Raw genomic sequence first — 18566 nt, 5'->3', positions numbered from 1 at the left:
GCGTTCCCGCATCAGCAGATGCAGCTGTCCTCACGGCTCATGTCGACGCAGAGAATGCGATGGCGGCCGCTGCTCTTGTGGTAGAAAACATGGGAAATGGTCGTGCACAGGTTGCCCGACGCCAATGAGATATAAGGCTGTGTGGTGAACTTCTCCAGTCCGGCCTGTATGGGAAGAAAATATTCCTTGAGCGAATGATCCATGCCAATGGCAGCGGGTTCATAGAGAAACCGCTTGCTCGTTTTAAGCCGTGTCGGATCACAGATGGTGTCAGAGATCTGGTTCCCTTTCATATCGAGGACATACAGACATTCCACGTTGTCGTAGGTCTCAATGAATCCGGACAGGTTTTTGCCCATATCCTTGTAGGGACTTTCGGCCAACTCCTGACACATGGTCAACACTGTCAGATGATAACTGGAGTACAGCCGCTTGTCGTCGGCAATCTGCTGTGTCCGGTTTTCGCGATGCTTTTCGGCCAGTGCATCCACTTTGGACGCCATGCCGGGCACCGCATCCAGACCCGGAGCAGGTCGAGCGAAATAGTATCCCTGAAACACGTCCACACCATTGGAGAGCAGACACATGGCTTCCTCGGCGCGTTCTACGCCTTCAGCCAGCACCAGACATCCCAGTCGGTTGGACATCTGCACAAAGCTCCGTACCACTTCGATCTTGTGAAAATGCTTGTCCACATTGCTGATGAGCGATCGATCGAGTTTGATGACGTCGGGCTTGAGCGTCGGGATACGATCCAGATTGGAGAATCCGGCTCCGACATCATCCAGGGCAATAAGAAAATCGTGCTTGCGATAGAATTTGACAAAGGCCATGAGCGCATCCATGTCATCACACTGCGATTCAATGATCTCGATGATAACCGAATTCGGGCTAATGCCACACCGGTTCACCAAATTGAGAATGTGATTGGAGCCTCGGGTCTCTTCGTTTATGCAGGTAGCGTCCATGTTCATGGAGAGCATGACACTTTTGTCTCTTCGGTGGAGGGCGGCGAATGCTTCGACTGCGTTCGTTCGGCAAGCCCGGTCCAGTGCGAGCCGGGATGCCTTGTCCCGGGCTTGCTCGAACAGCAGAGTAGGAGGTATAATCTCTCCGCTTTGAGGGTCGAATCCTCTGCTCAGAGCCTCCAGCCCGACAACGGCCTTCCGCTTGAGGGAAACCTGGGGCTGAAAGTGAGTAAGAATAAACCTATTCTTAATGATCTCTTCTATATCGGGCACTGTGGTCAACACGAAAATTTCCTCTAGATCATGTGGGTTGGTGTGTTGGTTTCCGTGCCTGATTCGTTCTCGAAACAAGACCGGGGCGGTGGTGTGTGGTCACCGCCCCGGTACGTATATGTTTTCGCAATCCAGGATTAGAGGATTCCGTCCTCACCGGTCCTGATACGCAGCGCTTTGGCAAGTTCGGTGACGAAGATCACGCCATCGCCTTCCGAGCCGGTGGCTCCTGCGCTTTTGATTGCTTCGAGAGCCTTGTCCTCGAATTCATCGTTGACGCCGATTTCGATACGAACCTTCTTGAGCAGGTTCACTTCCATCTGGACACCGCGGTAGGTTTCCGTGAATCCTTTCTGACGGCCCGATCCCAGAATGTTGGTCACGGACATGGAATAGATTTCCTTGGCGTAAAGGGCCTGCTTCACGTCGTTGAGCTTTTCTGGCCTGATGTATGCTATGATGAGCTTCATTTTCTTGATCTCCTTGAATGATCTCTTATTCTGTTCTTTGTTCAGCTTCTTGCAAGCTGTTCAAAATGGTTCGGGTACACAATGGTTGTTCAATTCAGGGCCGATTCCTGATCTCTTTTCATGAGAGTTGTCATAGTTGAACAACAAGCACTCTGGCCATCTTCAACAATGCTGCCTACTCGTTAGAGAAGAGCTGGAATCCGTTGTAGGACTCGGAACCATGTTCTGCGATATCCAGACCCTTGAGCTCTTCTTCCTTGCTCACGCGGAGGCCGAAGATGCCCTTGACGAGAGCCATGAGGATGTAACCTGCACCGAATGCCCAAACGAAGATTGCGCCTGCACCGATGAGCTGTACGCCGAGCTGAGCCACGCCGCCGCCGTAGAAGAGGCCGCCGTCAGTGTTGAACAGGCCACAGGCGATGGTACCCCAGGCACCGCAGACGCCGTGGACAGAAGAAGCACCGACCGGATCGTCGATCTTCAGGACCTTGTCGATGAATTCAATGGCCAGGACAACCAGGACACCAGCGATCAGACCGATGATGATGGAACCGACGGGGGAAACCGTGGCACAACCGGCGGTGATACCGACCAGGCCAGCCAGGGCGCCGTTCAGGGTCATGGAGATATCAGGCTTGCCGAAACGCATCCAGGCGAACATCATTGCGCCGAGCACGCCGCCACAAGCAGCCAGGGAAGTGTTTACAGCGATGAAACCGATGCTGCCGTCAGCAGTGGTGGTGGAACCGGGGTTGAAACCGAACCAGCCGAACCAGAGGATGAAAACACCAAGGCTTGCCAGGGGAATGTTGTGACCGGGAATGGCCTTTGCTTTGCCGTCTTCGGTGTACTTGCCGATACGGGGGCCGAGAACCAGGGCGCCAGCCAGGGCGATCCAGCCACCAACGGAGTGAACAACAGTGGAACCGGCGAAGTCACAGAAGCCGAGACCTTCCAACCAGCCAGCGCCAGTGTCGCCCAGCCACAGCGAACCCCAGGCCCAGTGGCCGGAGATGGGGTAGATGATGCCGGTCACGACGATGGATACGAGAATGTAGCTGGAAAATTTGGTGCGTTCAGCCATACCACCGGAAACGATGGTAGCTGCAGTTGCGGCAAACACGGACTGGAAGAACCAGAAGGTGTAAGTCCAGGGAAGATCAGCTTCGCTGACGCCGCCCAGTGCGTAACCGGAGGTGCCGAGGAACCCGCCGGCATCAAGGCCGAACATCAGAGCAAAACCGAACAGGAAAAAGCAGATGGAACCAACGGAGAAATCCAGGAAGTTCTTCATCATGATGTTACCGGCGGATTTGGCGCGAGTAAAACCGGCTTCAACACAACCGAAACCTGCCTGCATGAAGAAGACAAGGATACCGGCAATCAGTGTCCACAGAACATTACCATGGAACTGAGACAGAGTTTCCACTTCTTCAGCATAAGCAAAAGTGGGGGCAAGGGCTGCTGCCAAAGTGGCTACGCCGATGGCGAGCCTCTTGGAAACATGGGTCGGGGACTTTCTCAAATACATTTCAATACTCCTCTTTGAATGGAATGCGTTTCTAACCTGCCTCCCTTCTATCAAGACCCGTGCCAAACTCGTTTTTTATTGCTATTAGTGTAAAAATCCTCAAAACAGTGCATTTTAGACCAATGTTTTTTTACAATTTTGCAATAAATTACATTTTTGAAGTATCCAAATTAGTCCAAAATTGTCAATTTTACAAAAAATGTCAAAAAGAGATAAAGATGACCGCCGGTCACAAGAATATATAGTAATATACTCTATCCGTCCGAATTTGCTGCGATTTTTTTTGTTGACAGAATATCCGTCAAGGTATAGCGTCTGTCTCCATGATGAACACAACTTCCTCCAACGCATACTTTTCCAACTATTATTTTGGATATTGGTTTAGCCGCGCTCGCGGGCTTGGACGAGGTGCTGTGTAACCAAATGGTGGATTACGAAAGCAGATAAAAACCTCTTCAAGGGCCGCGGGCGAAAGCCGGCGGCCCTTGTTTTTTATCCGCCGGCCTGAGCCACTGCACCTTGAAGACAACCTTGAAGGAGAGAGAGCATGCATATCGGTAAAGCAATCAGACTGGAAAGAATCATCAATCGGAACACAGGCAGGACCATTGTTGTACCCATGGATCACGGCGTGACTGTCGGCCCCATCGAAGGGCTTGTGGACATGCGCGAGGCCGTTGGCAAGGTCGTGGACGGCGGAGCCAACGCCGTCATCGAACACAAAGGGCTTGTCCGCTGCGGCCATCGCGCCCAGGGCAAGGACATCGGACTCATCGTCCACCTGTCCGCTTCCACCACCCTGTCCCCCTTCCCCAACGCAAAATCTCTGGTCGCCAGTGTTGAAGACGCCATGCGTCTTGGCGCAGACGCCATTTCCATCCACTGCAATCTTGGTGATGAAACCGAAGCCGCCATGCTCAACGATTTCGGCAAGGTCGCATCCGACGCCGCCAACTGGGGCATTCCGTTACTGGCGATGGTCTACGCACGCGGCCCGAAAGTCTCCGACGAATACAACGTTGACGTTGTCGCCCATTGCGCCCGTGTAGGTACAGAGCTCGGTGCCGATGTGGTCAAGGTTCCCTACACCGGCGATATCGATACATTCAGCCATGTCTGCGACGCCTGCTGCGTTCCGGTGGTCATTGCAGGCGGCCCGAAACTTGACAGCACCGAAGCATTCCTTCACATGGTGCATGATTCCCTTGAAGCAGGCGGAGCTGGCCTGTCTGTTGGTCGCAACGTCTTCCAGCATGAGAATCCCACTCGTCTTGTCGAGGCTCTGAACATGATCGTACATAATGACGAGACCGTAGAAGCCGCCCTCAACCATCTTAATGGATAATGGAATAACCATGAAAAAAGTCATTTTCAAATCCGTCCCCTTTGACAAAAACCTCGTCACCCTGGCGCTGGAATCCGGCGTGGACGCCATTATGGTCGAAAAAGATCAGGTCGCTGCCGTCAAATCCCTGAGCAAGGTGAAAACCATCACCCCGGAAGACATGCCGGTGGTGGAGCTGAAGAAAAAATCCGACGAGGATATTGCCATCAAGGGCATCAAGGAAGGCAAGGACGTCGTCCTGAAGAAAGGCTGGGAGATCATCCCGGTGGAAAACATACTGGCTCAGGTTGATACGTTGGCGCTGGAATGCGAATCCCTTGACCGCGCCATCCTGGCTGCCGGCATCCTTGAGCGTGGCTGCGACACCATCGTGGTCCTGCCCGAAGGTGCCGCCGATCTCAAACAGATCGTCTCCGAACTCAAACTCTCCCAGGGCACCATGGATCTGCAAGCCGCCACTGTCACCGAAATCGAATCCACCGGCCTCGGCCACCGTGTATGCGTGGACACCATCTCCATATTAAAGAAAGGCCAGGGTATGCTCATCGGCAACTCCTCCGCCTTCTCTTTCCTGGTCCACGCCGAAACCGAATCCAACCCCTATGTGGCTGCCCGTCCCTTCCGCATCAATGCGGGCGCGGTGCACGCCTATGCCCAGATGCCCGGCGACAAGACCACCTATCTTGAAGAGCTGGCCTCGGGAGACGATGTCCTCATCGTGGGTGCCGACGGCGCGACATCCCTGGCCACTGTGGGCCGCGTAAAAGTGGAAATCCGCCCCATGCTGCTCATCAAGGCGGAAGTGAAGACGCAGGAAGGCGTCAAGACCGGACAGGTGTTCCTGCAAAATGCCGAAACCATCCGCGTTGTCAGCGACAAGGGCGAACCGGTCTCGGTGGTCTCCCTCCAGGTCGGTGACAAGATCATGGTCAAGACCGATGAAGCCGGCCGCCACTTCGGCATGCGTATCACAGAGGAAATCAAAGAGGGCTAGTCCCCTTCTTTCGGAGATAGTCATGACTGATAAAGACAAGACAGACATACCGGATCTCAGCGAGCTGCGAGTCGAGATCGATTCCCTCGACAAACAGATCGTGGACCTGCTCAACAAGCGGGCCGAGGTGAGTCTCGGCGTGGGCCGCTACAAGGCCGCCAACGACGAACCCATCTACAAGCCCTTTCGTGAACAGGAAGTCATGGACAAGATCGCGGACTCAAGCCCCGGGCCGCTCCCGGACAAGCATCTGCGCACGATTTACCGTGAAATCATGTCCTCATCCCGCCACCTGCAACGCCCGGAACGAGTGGTCTACCTCGGGCCGGAAGGCACGTTTTCCTACTTTGCCGCCATCGAGCACATGGGGTCCGCGGCCTCGCTGACGCCCAAGGCCAACTTTGAGGAGATCTTCCGGGCCGTGGCCGAAGAAGGCGCCGAACTCGGTGTAATCCCGCTCGAAAACACCATTGAAGGCACTGTGGGGCAGGTGGTTGACCTGTTCATGAAATACAAGGTCTACATCCAGGCGGAAGTCTTCAGTCGCATCAGCCATTCACTCATATCCAACGCCGAAAACGTGGAAGACGTGGAAGTGATCTACTCACATCCGCAACCGCTCGGACAATGCCGGGACTGGATCAGAAACCATCTCCCCAACGTGCCGACCATTCCCATGGAATCCACTGCCGAGGCAGCCAAGGTCGTGGCGGGCAAAAAAGCTGCCGCCGTTATCGGTCATCTCAAACTGGCGGACATGTATGGCATGAACGTGCTGGCGCAATCCATTGAGGATCTGCCCGACAACTGGACCCGGTTCCTGATCATCGGCGCATCCCCATCGCAGGAAGACAGACGGGACAAGACCTCCATACTCTTTACCCTGCCCGATCGCCCCGGTGCTTTGGCCCGTGTGTTGACCACCATGGCGCACCAATCCATCAACATGTCCAAACTTGAATCCCGCCCGTTCAAGGGTGAGAAATGGAAATATGTCTTTTTTGCCGATCTGGCCTGTGATCTGGGCGGCGAAAGATATGAAGACGTACTCGAAGATATCAGGGACCAGTGCCAAACGCTGCGCGTGCTCGGGACCTACCCCACTCAGGAGGAACGATAATGTCCAAGACACCCATCGTCATCAATGCACCGGCCAGTAAATCCTTGTCTCACCGCACCCTTATCGCGGCGAGCCTCGCCAACGGCATATCCGAAGTCTCATCCATTCTGGATTCCGACGACATCACCCGCACCCGCGGCTGCCTGACGGCATGCGGTGCGCAGATTGATGAAAAGGACGGCAAACTCATCGTCACCGGCATGGAATCCGGGCCTAAAGGCGGCAACGCCGATGGCAAACACAAAGACGAAGCACCGCACGAACTTTTCATGCACGAATCCGGCACCACCTGTCGTCTCATGACGGCCGTGGCCGCCGCCGGACACGGAACATTCAAGGTCCACGGCGCACAGCGCATGCACGAACGCCCCATGGCGGAACTGGTCAAGGCGCTGGGCAACCTCGGATCGACCTTTGAATATGCGGAGAAAGAGGGGTTCCTCCCCTTTGTCATGACCAGCAAGGGCTACACTGGTAAAAAAGTGGAAATCACCCTGGAAGAAAGCAGCCAATACCTCTCCGGCCTGCTCCTTGGTGCGCCCTTGGCTGATCATGAAACCGTCATCTCCGTGGTCGGCAAAAAAGCGGTCTCCTGGCCGTATGTCGCCCTGACGCTCCGCATCATGGAGGATTTCAAGGCGGGCTTCACCGTAGAAGTCAAGGAAGGCAACGCATGGCAGGCCGTGCCGTGGCGTTCGGTCAAGAGCGCGACTCCCAACAAGATTCGCTTTGTTGTCCAGCCTACCGGCTACGACGCCACCGACTACCGCGTGGAAGGCGACTGGTCCAACGCCAGCTATTTCCTGGCCGCCGGTGCCGTGGGAAAACGCCCGGTGCTGATCAAGGGGTTGGCCGCAGATTCGCTTCAGGGAGACCGCGCCATCATGGACATCCTGAGCCAGATGGGCGCATCCATCAACGTGACCTTTGAAGGCATACTGGTGGAACCAAGCACTCTGCGTGGCGTAAACGTGGACATGGGCCGCTGCCCGGATCTGGTCCCCACCGTGTCCGTGGCCGCCGCATTCGCGTCCACCCCCACGACCATCACCAATGTGGCTCACCTGCGCATCAAGGAAACGGACAGACTCGCGGCGTGTGCCACCGAAGTGGCCCGCACGCAGGCCGAAACCGAGATCGTCGAAGACTCGCTCATCGTCCGTCCCGGGCGCCTGCCCAAGGGGCGTGAAGTGGATTTCACCACCTACGGCGACCACCGTATGGCCATGTCCATGTCCATATTTGAACTGGGCGGCATCAAAGTCGGCCTTGACAATCCGGCCTGTGTCGGAAAGTCTTTCCCCGGCTTCTTTGACGAATGGAAAAAAATCGTCGACTAGAGTGAACGAGTAATGACAGTCGAAGGCATCAATAAAATCGCCATCGTGGGCGCACGCGGTCAGATGGGTGGTCTCTTTTCAGGAGACTTCACCCGGCTCGGCTGCGAAGTTGCGGAACTGGGGCGTCCCTATGCGGACGACGCTGTTCGCGCCGCTCTCACCGATTGCGATCTGCTCATGATCAGCGTGCCGGTGACGGCCATGGACCATGTCCTGGAGATCATGGTGCCGCATATGGACGGAAAAACCATCCTCTGCGACGTCGGCAGCGTGAAAGAGCTGCCCATCAAGGCGATGCTCGAACACTACGACGGCCCTGTCGTGGGCACCCACCCACTCTTCGGACCAATCATCCCCGAAGGCTTCGAACCCAAGGTGGCGATCATGCCGGGCCGTGAGAGCGACGCCTCCAGCGCTGACAAGGTCACTGCGCTCATGCAGGCCTGCGGGTACACCTGTTTCGATTCAACTGCCGAGGATCATGACCGCGCCCTGGCCTTTATCCAGGGACTCAACTTCACCTCCACCGTGGCATTTCTGGCCGCGGCCCGGGATGTTGACGGCATTGAGCATTTCGTTACCCCATCCTTCAAGCGAAGGCTGGATTCGGCGGCCAAGATGATGACGCAGGACACGGAACTGTTTGAGGTCATCTCCGAAGCCAACCCATACTTGCAGGAAGTCAACCGCAAGTTCATGTCCTACCTCAGCCTGGCGGCTGGCGGCGATCTCGAGCTGCTTGCCGACCGCGCTCTGTGGTGGTGGCGTAACGACGAATCATATTAATAGGGTGCGGCTTTATTGCCTGGCACACGATTACGATTGTAACCGAAGCCGCACCCCCCACAGGGTGCGGTTTCATTTTTTTGAGGAGAAGAACGATGAATGGTACGTGAAAGAAATCTGAAAACAGGAAGAAGATCAAGGGATGGCAAGTCATCCCAAGGCCATATAATTAAGCCTAACAAGTTGACACGGTTCGATTTTCGACAGTGATGAAAGCAACAGGCAGACGGAAAGTTCTCCCTGACGCGAAGGCATACGCCTTCAAGCACAGCAACAAACTTAACAAACACTCTCGAAATCCGGGTCAACGCACACAAGGATATACAAAATGAAAACTATCTCATTGACGCAGCACGGCAAATGGTTGCCAGCCGACGTCCAGACCACCATCTCCCTTTACATGGGACTGGTGGGAGACCAGCCCGGCATTCTGCTGGAATCGGCAGAAGTGGACGGGCGTCTCGGACGCTATTCCCTCATCGCTTTCGACTACCGCCTCATGCTCCACCCCGTGGACGGCAAGCTGATGGTCGAGGTTCAGGACGAACGACTCGCCCCGCTCAAAGAACTGGAGGGCATGGAGTACCTCACCGGTCTCCGAGAAGTCGTCAAAACACTTTCCATTGAACAGGACACCACCGGCAGCAATGCTCGCGACGGCTTACCCGGTTTCACACGCGGCCTGTACGGCTACTTCGGCTACGGCGTGGCCGGCATGTTCGAACGCAAGCTCAAGGAAGCCTGCAAGCCCGCTGACGCCGAGGCCTGCCTCGTCCTCCCCGGCCAGATGGTGCTGTTTGATCACCTGCGTCATTCCTGCTGCTACTTGAGCCTTGATGAAGGCGCGACCCCCATGCCCGCTCCCATTCAATGGGGCGGCGACCTGACCGCCCCCGAGGTCGGTAAACCCACGGTCCATCCCGGCAAGGAAGAATACATGCGCGGCGTCGAGCGGTGCAAGGAACTCATTGCCGAGGGCGAATGCATCCAGGTGGTTCTGTCCACCCGGTTTACGGTGCCCGTCCCGGATGAACCATTCAAGATTTACCGCCGCCTGCGACAGGCCAACCCCTCCCCGTTCATGTTCTACATGAAATTCCCGGACTGCACGTCCATGGGCAAGACCTGCGGCACCACCCTGATCGGCTCCTCGCCCGAAATGATGGTCCGCTCCACCGCCGGACAGCTTGAAGTCCGCCCCATCGCGGGCACCCGCTGGAGAGGCGATACGGAAAAGGAAGACATCCGACTGGCAGAAGAACTACTGGCCGATCCTAAGGAGCGGGCCGAACATGTCATGCTCGTGGACCTGGGCCGCAACGACCTTGGGCGCATATCAAAACCCGGCACAGTGACAGTTGAAAAGTTCATGAATGTCGAACGGTTCTCTCATGTCATGCACCTCACATCCTATGTTGAAGGCGAGCTGAAGGATGATCTGGACGCCTTGGACGTGCTCCAGGCCACCTTCCCGGCAGGCACCCTTTCAGGCGCACCCAAAATCCGGGCCATGGAGATCATCGCCGATCTGGAACCCCAGGAACGTGGGCCGTACGGCGGCTGCATCGGCTGGCTGGGACTGGACGACGGGGTGGTCAACCTCGACACGGGTATCACCATCCGCTCCATGTGGATTCGAGACGGCATCTGCCATTGGCAGGCAGGAGCCGGAATCGTCTATGATTCCAACGCCGAATCCGAATGGAACGAATGTCAGAACAAGGCGCGCGTGATTCTGGAAGTCATCACCGGCAAGGGAGGCACCGATGTTTTTGCTGATAGATAATTTCGATTCCTTCACCTTCAATCTGGTGCAGGCCTTCCAACAATTGGGAGCTGATCCGATGGTCATTCGCAACGACCGGGAGACGGTCCTCGATCTGGCCCAGAGCGGCGAGCTTGAGCGCGTCTGCCTGTCGCCCGGCCCGAGCAATCCGCAGAACGCGGGTTTCTGCCTGGAGTTCCTGGCAAAGTTGCCCAAGAACACCCCGGTGCTCGGCGTCTGCCTTGGGCATCAGACCCTCGGCCATTTTGCCGGAGCACCGGTGGAACGCGCCGAGCGGATCATGCACGGCAAGACCTCCGAGGTGTTCCATGAAGGCCAGGGAGTCTTTGCCGGTCTGGACTCGCCATTCACGGTCTGCCGGTACCACTCGCTCATCGTTCCGGCAGAAAAGGCGGCTGACAAGCTCGATGTCACGGCCCGCACCCTACAGGGTGAGATCATGGGCATTCAGTACAAGGACCGTCCATGGCACGGGGTACAGTTCCACCCGGAATCCATCCTCACGCCCGACGGACCTAAACTGCTCCAGAACTTCCTGAACATGAAAGGATAGACCATGACAATAGCTGAAATACTTGAAATAATAGCAACAAGAACCCCGCTGAATGACGAACAGGCAGACTTCATGTTCACCGAACTCATGAGCGGCAAGATGTCTGAAGCACAGACCGGCGCCTTCCTCATGGGCCTGCGCGCCAAGGGTGAAGACTCCACCGATCTGGCTGCGGGCGTCCGCGCCGGAGTGGCCCACGCGGTCAAAATCCCCGGGTTTGACGGCAGCTCGACAGAGCCTGTCATCGACACCTGCGGCACGGGCGGCGACGGTCAGTGCAGCTTCAACAACTCCACGGCAGTCTCCCTGTTCCTGGCGGATATGGGCTACACCGTGGCCAAACACGGCAACCGCGCCCTGTCTTCTTCCTGCGGTTCGGCCGATGCCCTGGAAGCCCTCGGCATCCCGCTGGACCTCACCCCGGAACAGGCAGCCAACGGTCTGGCAAAGTACCACTTCGCCTTCCTGTTTGCGCCCGCCTATCACCCGGCCTTCAAATACGTCATGCCCGTGCGCCAGCAACTCGGCATCCGCACCCTGTTCAACTTCATGGGCCCGCTCCTGAATCCGACGCGTCCCTCGCACCAGCTCCTGGGCGTGGGCGATCCGGAAAAACTGCATCTCATGGGTGAGACCCTGCTCCTGACCGGCGTTGAGCGGGCACTCATCTTCTCGGGCGCAGGCGGCTTTGACGAGCTGACTACCTGGGGCGTGAACCGCGGATATGTCATCGAAAACGACACCATTGAGAAAGTCTCGGTCAATCCTGAACGCCTTGGTTTCAAGCCCCACGCCCCCGAGGATGTACGTGTGAACGGCAAGGAAGATGCCGTGGCCAAACTCCGGGATATCCTGGCTGGCAAGGGTCCCCAGGCCATGATGGACATGGTGGCCCTGAATCTGGCAGGGTGCCTCAGCTTACTGAACAAAGGCACCATGAGCGAATGCGCTGACATTGCCCGCGACGTCGTGAATCAAGGACTACAGAAAGGAATCCCCTATGCTCAATAAATTCAGAGAAGCCAAGCAGCTCGAAATAGAGAGCCTGCGCAAGGACTTCGTCGAAGGCCGCATCCCGGCCGTATACTCGGGCAATCGCCCCTCTTTCGTCGACGCCATCAAGGCCAAAGGCCCCGGCGCCATCATTGCGGAGTTCAAACCGGCCAGTCCGAGCAAGGGTATCCTGCGCGAAAACATCAACCCGATGGATTTCGCAGAGGACTACGCCAACAACGGTGCGGCTGCCATCTCCGTGCTGACCGAGCACAAGTACTTCAGCGGCACCCCGGATTTCCTCTTCATGATGAGCAATCCCGGCATTCCCCTGCTGCGCAAGGACTTCATCTTCGATCCGCTTCAGGTGGCCATGACGGCCTCCAGCCCGGCCTCTGCCGTACTGCTCATCGCCCGTATGTGCGATGACGTCGACCACCTGAAACAGCTCATCGATATCGCACGCATGCCCGGTCTGGCACCCGTGGTCGAGGTATTCGACCAGGCAGACCTCGACATGGCCCGCGAAGCCGGTGCCGACATCATTCAGGTGAACAATCGCAACCTCGACACCCTTGAGATCTCCCTGGATCAGGGTCGTCACTTCATCAAGCAAAAGCAGGATGACGAACTGTGGATCTGCGCAAGCGGCGTATCCGAACGCGCACAGGTAGAAGAAATGGCCAGCCTCGGCTTTGACGCCATCCTTATCGGGACTTCCCTCATGGAGGCGGAGAACCCCGGCGAAAAGCTGGCCGAACTCACAGGAGCCAAGTAACATGCCCCGCCCACTCGTCAAGATCTGCGGCATGACCCGCATGCAGGATGTCGAACTCTGCGTCGAACTCGGCGCAGACCTGCTCGGTTTCATCTTCCATCCGAAAAGTCCACGAAATGTGGACCCAGACTTTGTGGCCTCGGTCAAGACCGGTGTAACCAAAGTGGGCGTGTTCGTGAACCAGACGGCCAAAGAAGTACTCGACATCATGGAGCGGTGCGGCCTGCACGCGGCACAGCTTCACGGTGGACAGGACAGTACCTTCTGCTGGCAGGTGGGAGCCGATCGGGTCATCCGAGCCTTCTGGCCTAGCACCTACGCCTCATCGGCAGCGCTGGCACGCGACCTGGATGACTACTCCGAAGCCTGCGGGCATTTCCTGCTGGACGCTGGCAATACGGGGCAGGGCGGTACTGGCCAGACTATTGATTTCGGCATACTCCAAGACATTGAAATACAAACACCTTGGTTTCTTGCCGGCGGATTAGGGCCACACAACCTGAAAGCCGCCTTGGCCCTCAACCCTCCAGGGCTGGACATCAATTCCGGCGTGGAGCAGGCACCGGGCATCAAAGACGAAAACAAGCTGCGCGAGGTCTTCGACATCATCGCAGCCAATGAATAAGGATTTATCATGAAGAAAGGTTATTTCGGCGATTTCGGAGGCCAGTTCATCCCCGAACTGCTCATGCCGCCACTCATCGAGCTTGAAGAAGCCATGAAAACCATCCTCCCCAGTGAGGAATTCCAGACGCGCTTCACCGCAATGCTCAAGGAAAACATCGGCCGCCCCTCAGCCATCACATACTGCCCCAACCTCTCAAAGGACCTCGGCCTGGACCTCTGGCTCAAGCGCGAGGATCTTAACCACTCTGGCGCACACAAGATCAACAATACACTGGGTCAGGGCCTGCTCGCCAAGATGATGGGCAAGGAAGTGCTGCTGGCCGAGACCGGCGCAGGCATGCACGGCGTTGCCACCACAGTGGCCGCAGCCATGCTCGACATGAAGGCCGTCATCTACATGGGCGCCACGGACGTGGTTCGGCAAGAGCCCAACGTCAACCGCATGCGGCTCATGGGCGCTGAAATCGTCTCTGTCGAATCCGGCACCAAAACGCTGAAGGACGCCATCAACGAGGCCCTGCGCCGTTGGCTCGCCGACCAGGAGAACACCCACTACTGTTTCGGCACCGCAGCCGGACCGTATCCCTTCCCGGAGCTGGTCCGCGAATTCCAGCAGATCATCTCCAAGGAAGCACGCCAGCAGTTCATGGACCGCAACGACGGCGACCTGCCTGACGTGGTCGTGGCCTGTGTGGGCGGCGGTTCCAACGCCATCGGCATGTTCCACAACTTCGTGCCCGACGAATCCGTCAAGATCGTGGGCGTCGAGGCCGCTGGCACCGGCGAACCCGGTTGTGATGATTCCGCACCGCTGGATCACGGCACCGACGGTGTACTGCACGGCATGAAGACCAAGCTGTTGCAGACCGAGGAAGGACAGATTCTGCCCTCCCACTCCATCGCCCCCGGCCTGGATTACCCCGGTGTCGGCCCGGAACACGCGCACCTGCAGGACATCGGCCGTGTGGATTACACGACCATCAATGACAGTCAGGCCATCAACGCCTTCAAAGTGTTGTCCCAGCGCGAAGGGATCATCCCGGCACTGGAATCCTCGCATGCCGTTGCCTACGCCATCGAGAACAAGGACAAGCTGCAAGGCAAGTCAGTGCTCGTGTGTCTGTCAGGACGTGGAGACAAGGACCTCGGCATCCTGGACCAGATTTTGTAGGAAAGCCTCCGGCAACTCAAGAACCTTTTGGCGCGCTTCGCGTCGTCAACGATACTAAAGGGGTACATAATGAACCCAATGCAAATAAAGATAGAAAAAGCAAATAAACAAGGGAAAGTTGGCCTTATTCCCTTTCTTCCCGCAGGCTTTCCCAATCGGGAACAGTTCTGGAAGGAATTGGAGGAACTGGACAACGCGGGCGCGTCCGTCATCGAGATCGGCATGCCCTTTTCCGACCCTGTGGCCGATGGGCCGGTAGTGGAAAAGGCGTCCCTAAAATGTCTGGATGACGGCATCAACCTCGCCTGGATTTTCGATGGTCTCAAGGAGCGCAAAGGGCAGTTCAATGCCGCCCTGTTGCTCATGGGCTATCTCAATCCCGTACTGCAATACGGGCTGGACGCGTTCGGCGCTGCCTGCAAGGAAGCCGGCGTATCCGGGTTGATTATCGCCGACATGCCGCTTGAAGAATCCGATTTCGTCAAGGAAGCCATCGAACCCCACGGCGTCTCGCTCGTCCCTCTGATCGGGCTGAACACCACCAAAGAGCGCATGGCTCTGTATGCTGACGGCGCACAGGGCTTCTGCTACTTCGTGTCCGTACTCGGTACCACCGGCCAGCGCGAATCCCTGCCCACCCGCATCAAGGAAAAACTCACCGAGGCAAAGGAAGTCTTCGACATCCCCATCGCGCTCGGATTCGGTATCAAGCATCCCGATCAGCTCAAGGAATTCGAAGGACTCATGGACGCCGCCGTGTTCGGCTCGGCACTCATCACCCATATCCAGTCCGGCAACACCAGCGACTCCTTCATGGAGCCGTGGAAATAGTTTGAGCAATGTCTCCGACGTCCAGAGGGGGGAACTTTTGTAAAAGTTCCCCCCTCTGGACTCCCCCTTCAAAACTTTTTAGCGCCGCCTTCGGCAGAGTCGTCCTTTTTTTTGCATGTTAATCTAACAAGATAACGACACTTCTCTCAGCATCACGTCTTACTTTCCTCTTGCGCGCAAGCGCACACATACCGTTTTGGAAAAAGAGGGGATGGGGGCCTGAGGGAAGGGGAGAGAAGTCCTTTTTCAAAAGGTTTTCTCTCCCCTTCCCCCAGCCGCCGGAGGCACCCGATGCTTCACGCTTGCCAATGGGGTGGTGAATAATATACTCCAACCACAACTATGACGACGCCCAATACTACATATACATTTCGGCTGGATGTGATCGCCTTTGTGATCATCGTGCTTTCCTTTGCCCTCCGCTACTGGTTTGTGGCCACAGGCCAGCTCAATCTGGTGCAGGACGAAGCGCAGTATTGGGACTGGATACGCCGCCCTCAACTCTCCTACTATTCCAAGGGTCCGCTCATCGCCTGGATGATCGCCACCTGGACCGCTGTTTTCGGGAACACCGAACTGGGGGTGCGTTTCGGTTCCATCCTCGGCATGACCGGTATCCAGACCGTTTTGTATGTGGGCGTCTCGCGCATCTGGAAAGAACATAGGCTGGCATTGTATATCCTGTTCGTGGCGGCCACCATGCCGTTGCTAAACGGACTTGGTATTCTGGCGACCACGGACAACCCATTGATTTTCTGTTGGACTGTCGCTTTCTTTGCCCTGGCTGCCGCCACGCGCAACAAGCTGGACTCTGTGCCCGGCGATCTGCCCTTCATCATTCTGGCCGTATGCATGGCCGTGGGCACGCTGGCAAAATACATGATGCTCGTCTTTTTCGGGCTGGGCTTCATGTATGCTGTCATCCTGCACTTCCGTGGTCAGTTGCCGCCAAAATTCTGGTGGCGGTTCCTCGGAGCCGGACTGATCGGCTCCCTCATCGGCCTGGCCCCCATTGTCCTATGGAACATTGATAATGACTGGGTCGCTTACAAGCATGTCGCCAAGCTCACCTCGGGCGTGGGCAAAACAAGCACATTCTCCCTGCGTATCGGACCGTTCTTCGAGATGCTCGGCGCTCAGATCGGCCTGCTCTCTCCGTGGTGGTTCGTGGCAATTCTCGCAGGGAGTGTCACCGCTTGGAAGAAATCGTGGGTCGGTCCGGTAGGCAGCTACGACGCGACCTACCGCCGCGACCTCCAGTCCATGCTCTTCTTCTGGCCCTTGTGGGGCATCATTACTTTCAAGGCCCTATTTTCCAAAGTCGAAGCCAACTGGACAGCGGCCGCGTTCATGAGCGGCGCACTGCTCGGCGGCATGGCCCTGCAACGCTGGTGGGAAGCGCCACAACGCAAAATCCGGGGCAAGGCTGTTCTCGTGGGCGCAGCTCTTGCCATTGTCCTTGCCATGTTCGCTTCGCCCCATATTCCGGCCCCGGACACCATGAACCCGACCCACCGCCTCAAAGGATGGGCTGATCTGGGGCACTATGTCGCCCAGTTGCAGCAGACGGAATTCGACGACCCCGACCGGGTCTTCCTAATCAGCGACAATTATGGGTTCACCTCGGAACTCGCCTTCTATGTACCGGGCCAACCCATTACCTACTGTACCTGGATGGACCGCCGCCGCATGAATCAATATGATCTGTGGCCCAACCCCACGGACGGCAAGATCGGCTGGGACGCCATCATGGTACGAAAACGGTTCCAACCCGGCCCCATGGCGCAATTGGAAAAACTCTTTGCATCCGTCAGCGAGCCGATCCTGTATGAATCCAATTTCAAAGGACACCCCGGCAGAAAATTCACCATATACATCTGCAAAGGATTCACCGGCCAATGGCCCCAACACGGTCTTGGACGGTACTAGCCCCACTCGCACAATCCACAATTAATAGATTAAAGACAGCTTCACCGCTTTCCGAAGTCTATTATTTGTAGACTTATCCTTCCTGCCTGCTAATAGCCTCAATTTGCTCAGCCTTTGCCCTGCAAGGGCTGCCTCCATTTTCCTGACTTCCGGAACATCTTGGCAAACTTCTTGCTGAGATGCCCCTGTCGGTGGAACCAAAAATGGAATGCGGAGAGTAGGCGCTGATGTTCAATCTCAAAATTATCATACTCGTTCTGGTACTCCTTCTCCTGCCGGGGTGTGCTGCGGTTCCTTTTGGCATCGGGCTCATTCCCGGCGCGCCTGCCTACCTTTCCTCAATCATAGGCAGCGGGCAGACCGTCTATGAAACAGCCATGGATGAACGGAGCACGGAACAGCAGATCGTGGACTCCATCATTGCCGGACACGCCCAGGCCGAACTCTACAAGAAAAAAGACATCGAGGCCGGTCAGATAGACACTTACTGCTATTTCGGCACGTTGTATCTGGTGGGAGAATATGAGTCACAGGAACAGTTGCGGACCATATACGAGTGTGTGGACAAGGTGGAAAACAAGCGTGGCGTCATCAGCCACCTCTACATCCGGGACAAGGAAGCCGACACCGACTTTTTTGAAGAGCAGGCCAAGTACGCAGAATTGCGAACACAACTTATTGCGGACTTCAGCGTCACCAGCACCCCCATTGAGGTCGACATCGTCCAGGGAGACGTGATCCTGCTTGGTGTTATCGCTGATAAGAAAGAACGGGATCGGATCATGTACCACGCCAAAAACACCTCCGGCGTCAATCGCGTGATATCCTACCTGTATCATCAGGAACTGAGCGGCCCGGAACCACACATCATGAGTGCCGGGATCATGGCGACGAATCCGAACACGCTGGATAGCATTCCCCCGCCATCACCCATTTCCAAACCCAAAACCAAAAAACGCACCAGAGTTGCCAAGAAAGCGGCGCTCGATCACTCGGTACTGGCTATATCCAACCCAGACCGGGGACGCTGAACACGCCTCTCAAATCGACCGAGAGGTCGCCTTAACT

At 56.5% G+C, this 18566-nt stretch carries 17 protein-coding genes; 14 read left to right on the top strand and 3 right to left on the bottom strand.

Annotated features, from left to right (window positions below; all coding sequences use genetic code 11):
* Positions 1 to 11: 11 nt before the first annotated feature.
* The 3 genes from SRBAKS_RS16490 to SRBAKS_RS16480 form a co-directional block, all read right to left on the bottom strand.
* Positions 12 to 1253 carry an EAL domain-containing protein gene (locus tag SRBAKS_RS16490; RefSeq protein ID WP_229591987.1) on the bottom strand — a complete coding sequence of 414 codons (1242 nt, stop codon included), beginning with the start codon at positions 1251 to 1253 and terminating at the stop codon, positions 12 to 14.
* 125 nt (positions 1254 to 1378) lie between these two features.
* Complete coding sequence (locus tag SRBAKS_RS16485) at positions 1379 to 1711, bottom strand: P-II family nitrogen regulator (protein WP_229591986.1); 333 nt, start codon at positions 1709 to 1711, stop codon at positions 1379 to 1381.
* A gap of 175 nt (positions 1712 to 1886) precedes the next feature.
* Entirely contained in the window at positions 1887 to 3245 is a 1359-nt protein-coding gene (locus tag SRBAKS_RS16480) for an ammonium transporter (RefSeq protein ID WP_229591985.1), read from the bottom strand.
* Positions 3246 to 3792: 547 nt separating this feature from the next.
* On the opposite strand from SRBAKS_RS16480, the gene SRBAKS_RS16475 reads away from it, so the two are divergent.
* The 14 genes from SRBAKS_RS16475 to SRBAKS_RS16410 all read left to right on the top strand — a co-directional run bounded on the left by SRBAKS_RS16475 (position 3793) and on the right by SRBAKS_RS16410 (position 18529).
* Positions 3793 to 4590, top strand: coding sequence for a 2-amino-3,7-dideoxy-D-threo-hept-6-ulosonate synthase (locus SRBAKS_RS16475; protein WP_229591984.1), 798 nt, complete (start codon positions 3793 to 3795; stop codon positions 4588 to 4590).
* 10 nt (positions 4591 to 4600) lie between these two features.
* Positions 4601 to 5584: a 3-dehydroquinate synthase II family protein gene (locus SRBAKS_RS16470; protein WP_229591983.1), complete on the top strand. Its 984-nt coding sequence runs from the start codon at positions 4601 to 4603 to the stop codon at positions 5582 to 5584.
* Between the two features lie 22 nt (positions 5585 to 5606).
* On the top strand, positions 5607 to 6704 hold the full coding sequence (pheA, locus tag SRBAKS_RS16465) for a prephenate dehydratase (RefSeq protein ID WP_229591982.1): 1098 nt from the start codon (positions 5607 to 5609) through the stop codon (positions 6702 to 6704).
* Positions 6704 to 8044, top strand: a complete 1341-nt coding sequence (gene aroA / locus SRBAKS_RS16460; protein ID WP_229591981.1) for a 3-phosphoshikimate 1-carboxyvinyltransferase — start codon at positions 6704 to 6706, stop codon at positions 8042 to 8044. Before pheA ends, aroA begins: the two co-directional genes overlap by 1 nt.
* Positions 8045 to 8056: 12 nt before the next feature.
* Positions 8057 to 8830 carry a prephenate dehydrogenase/arogenate dehydrogenase family protein gene (locus SRBAKS_RS16455; protein ID WP_229591980.1) on the top strand — a complete coding sequence of 258 codons (774 nt, stop codon included), beginning with the start codon at positions 8057 to 8059 and terminating at the stop codon, positions 8828 to 8830.
* A 328-nt stretch (positions 8831 to 9158) separates the two neighbouring features.
* Positions 9159 to 10616, top strand: coding sequence for an anthranilate synthase component I family protein (locus tag SRBAKS_RS16450; protein WP_229591979.1), 1458 nt, complete (start codon positions 9159 to 9161; stop codon positions 10614 to 10616).
* The gene (locus SRBAKS_RS16445) at positions 10597 to 11169 is read left to right on the top strand and encodes an anthranilate synthase component II (protein WP_229591978.1); all 573 of its coding nucleotides are present in this window, start codon (positions 10597 to 10599) and stop codon (positions 11167 to 11169) included. Before SRBAKS_RS16450 ends, SRBAKS_RS16445 begins: the two co-directional genes overlap by 20 nt.
* Before the next feature lie 3 nt (positions 11170 to 11172).
* Positions 11173 to 12180 (top strand): anthranilate phosphoribosyltransferase, encoded by a 1008-nt coding sequence (trpD, locus tag SRBAKS_RS16440; RefSeq protein ID WP_229591977.1) that lies wholly within the window; start codon positions 11173 to 11175, stop codon positions 12178 to 12180.
* Complete coding sequence (locus SRBAKS_RS16435) at positions 12170 to 12940, top strand: indole-3-glycerol phosphate synthase TrpC (protein WP_229591976.1); 771 nt, start codon at positions 12170 to 12172, stop codon at positions 12938 to 12940. The genes trpD and SRBAKS_RS16435 overlap by 11 nt, the downstream gene beginning before the upstream one ends.
* Position 12941: 1 nt before the next feature.
* Positions 12942 to 13565 (top strand): phosphoribosylanthranilate isomerase, encoded by a 624-nt coding sequence (locus SRBAKS_RS16430; RefSeq protein ID WP_229591975.1) that lies wholly within the window; start codon positions 12942 to 12944, stop codon positions 13563 to 13565.
* A gap of 9 nt (positions 13566 to 13574) precedes the next feature.
* Positions 13575 to 14738 (top strand): tryptophan synthase subunit beta, encoded by a 1164-nt coding sequence (gene trpB / locus SRBAKS_RS16425; RefSeq protein WP_229591974.1) that lies wholly within the window; start codon positions 13575 to 13577, stop codon positions 14736 to 14738.
* Positions 14739 to 14807: 69 nt separating this feature from the next.
* Entirely contained in the window at positions 14808 to 15569 is a 762-nt protein-coding gene (trpA, locus tag SRBAKS_RS16420; protein ID WP_229591973.1) for a tryptophan synthase subunit alpha, read from the top strand.
* Between the two features lie 342 nt (positions 15570 to 15911).
* Positions 15912 to 17498, top strand: coding sequence for an ArnT family glycosyltransferase (locus tag SRBAKS_RS16415; RefSeq protein ID WP_229591972.1), 1587 nt, complete (start codon positions 15912 to 15914; stop codon positions 17496 to 17498).
* Positions 17499 to 17725: 227 nt separating this feature from the next.
* The gene (locus SRBAKS_RS16410) at positions 17726 to 18529 is read left to right on the top strand and encodes a BON domain-containing protein (protein ID WP_229591971.1); all 804 of its coding nucleotides are present in this window, start codon (positions 17726 to 17728) and stop codon (positions 18527 to 18529) included.
* Positions 18530 to 18566 lie beyond the last annotated feature (37 nt).

Source organism: Pseudodesulfovibrio sediminis, from assembly GCF_020886695.1.
In the GTDB taxonomy this organism is placed as follows: Bacteria; Desulfobacterota; Desulfovibrionia; order Desulfovibrionales; family Desulfovibrionaceae; genus Pseudodesulfovibrio; species Pseudodesulfovibrio sediminis.
The sequence above is the reverse complement of the archived record's forward strand: the minus strand, read 5'-3'. Positions and strand labels throughout refer to the sequence as shown.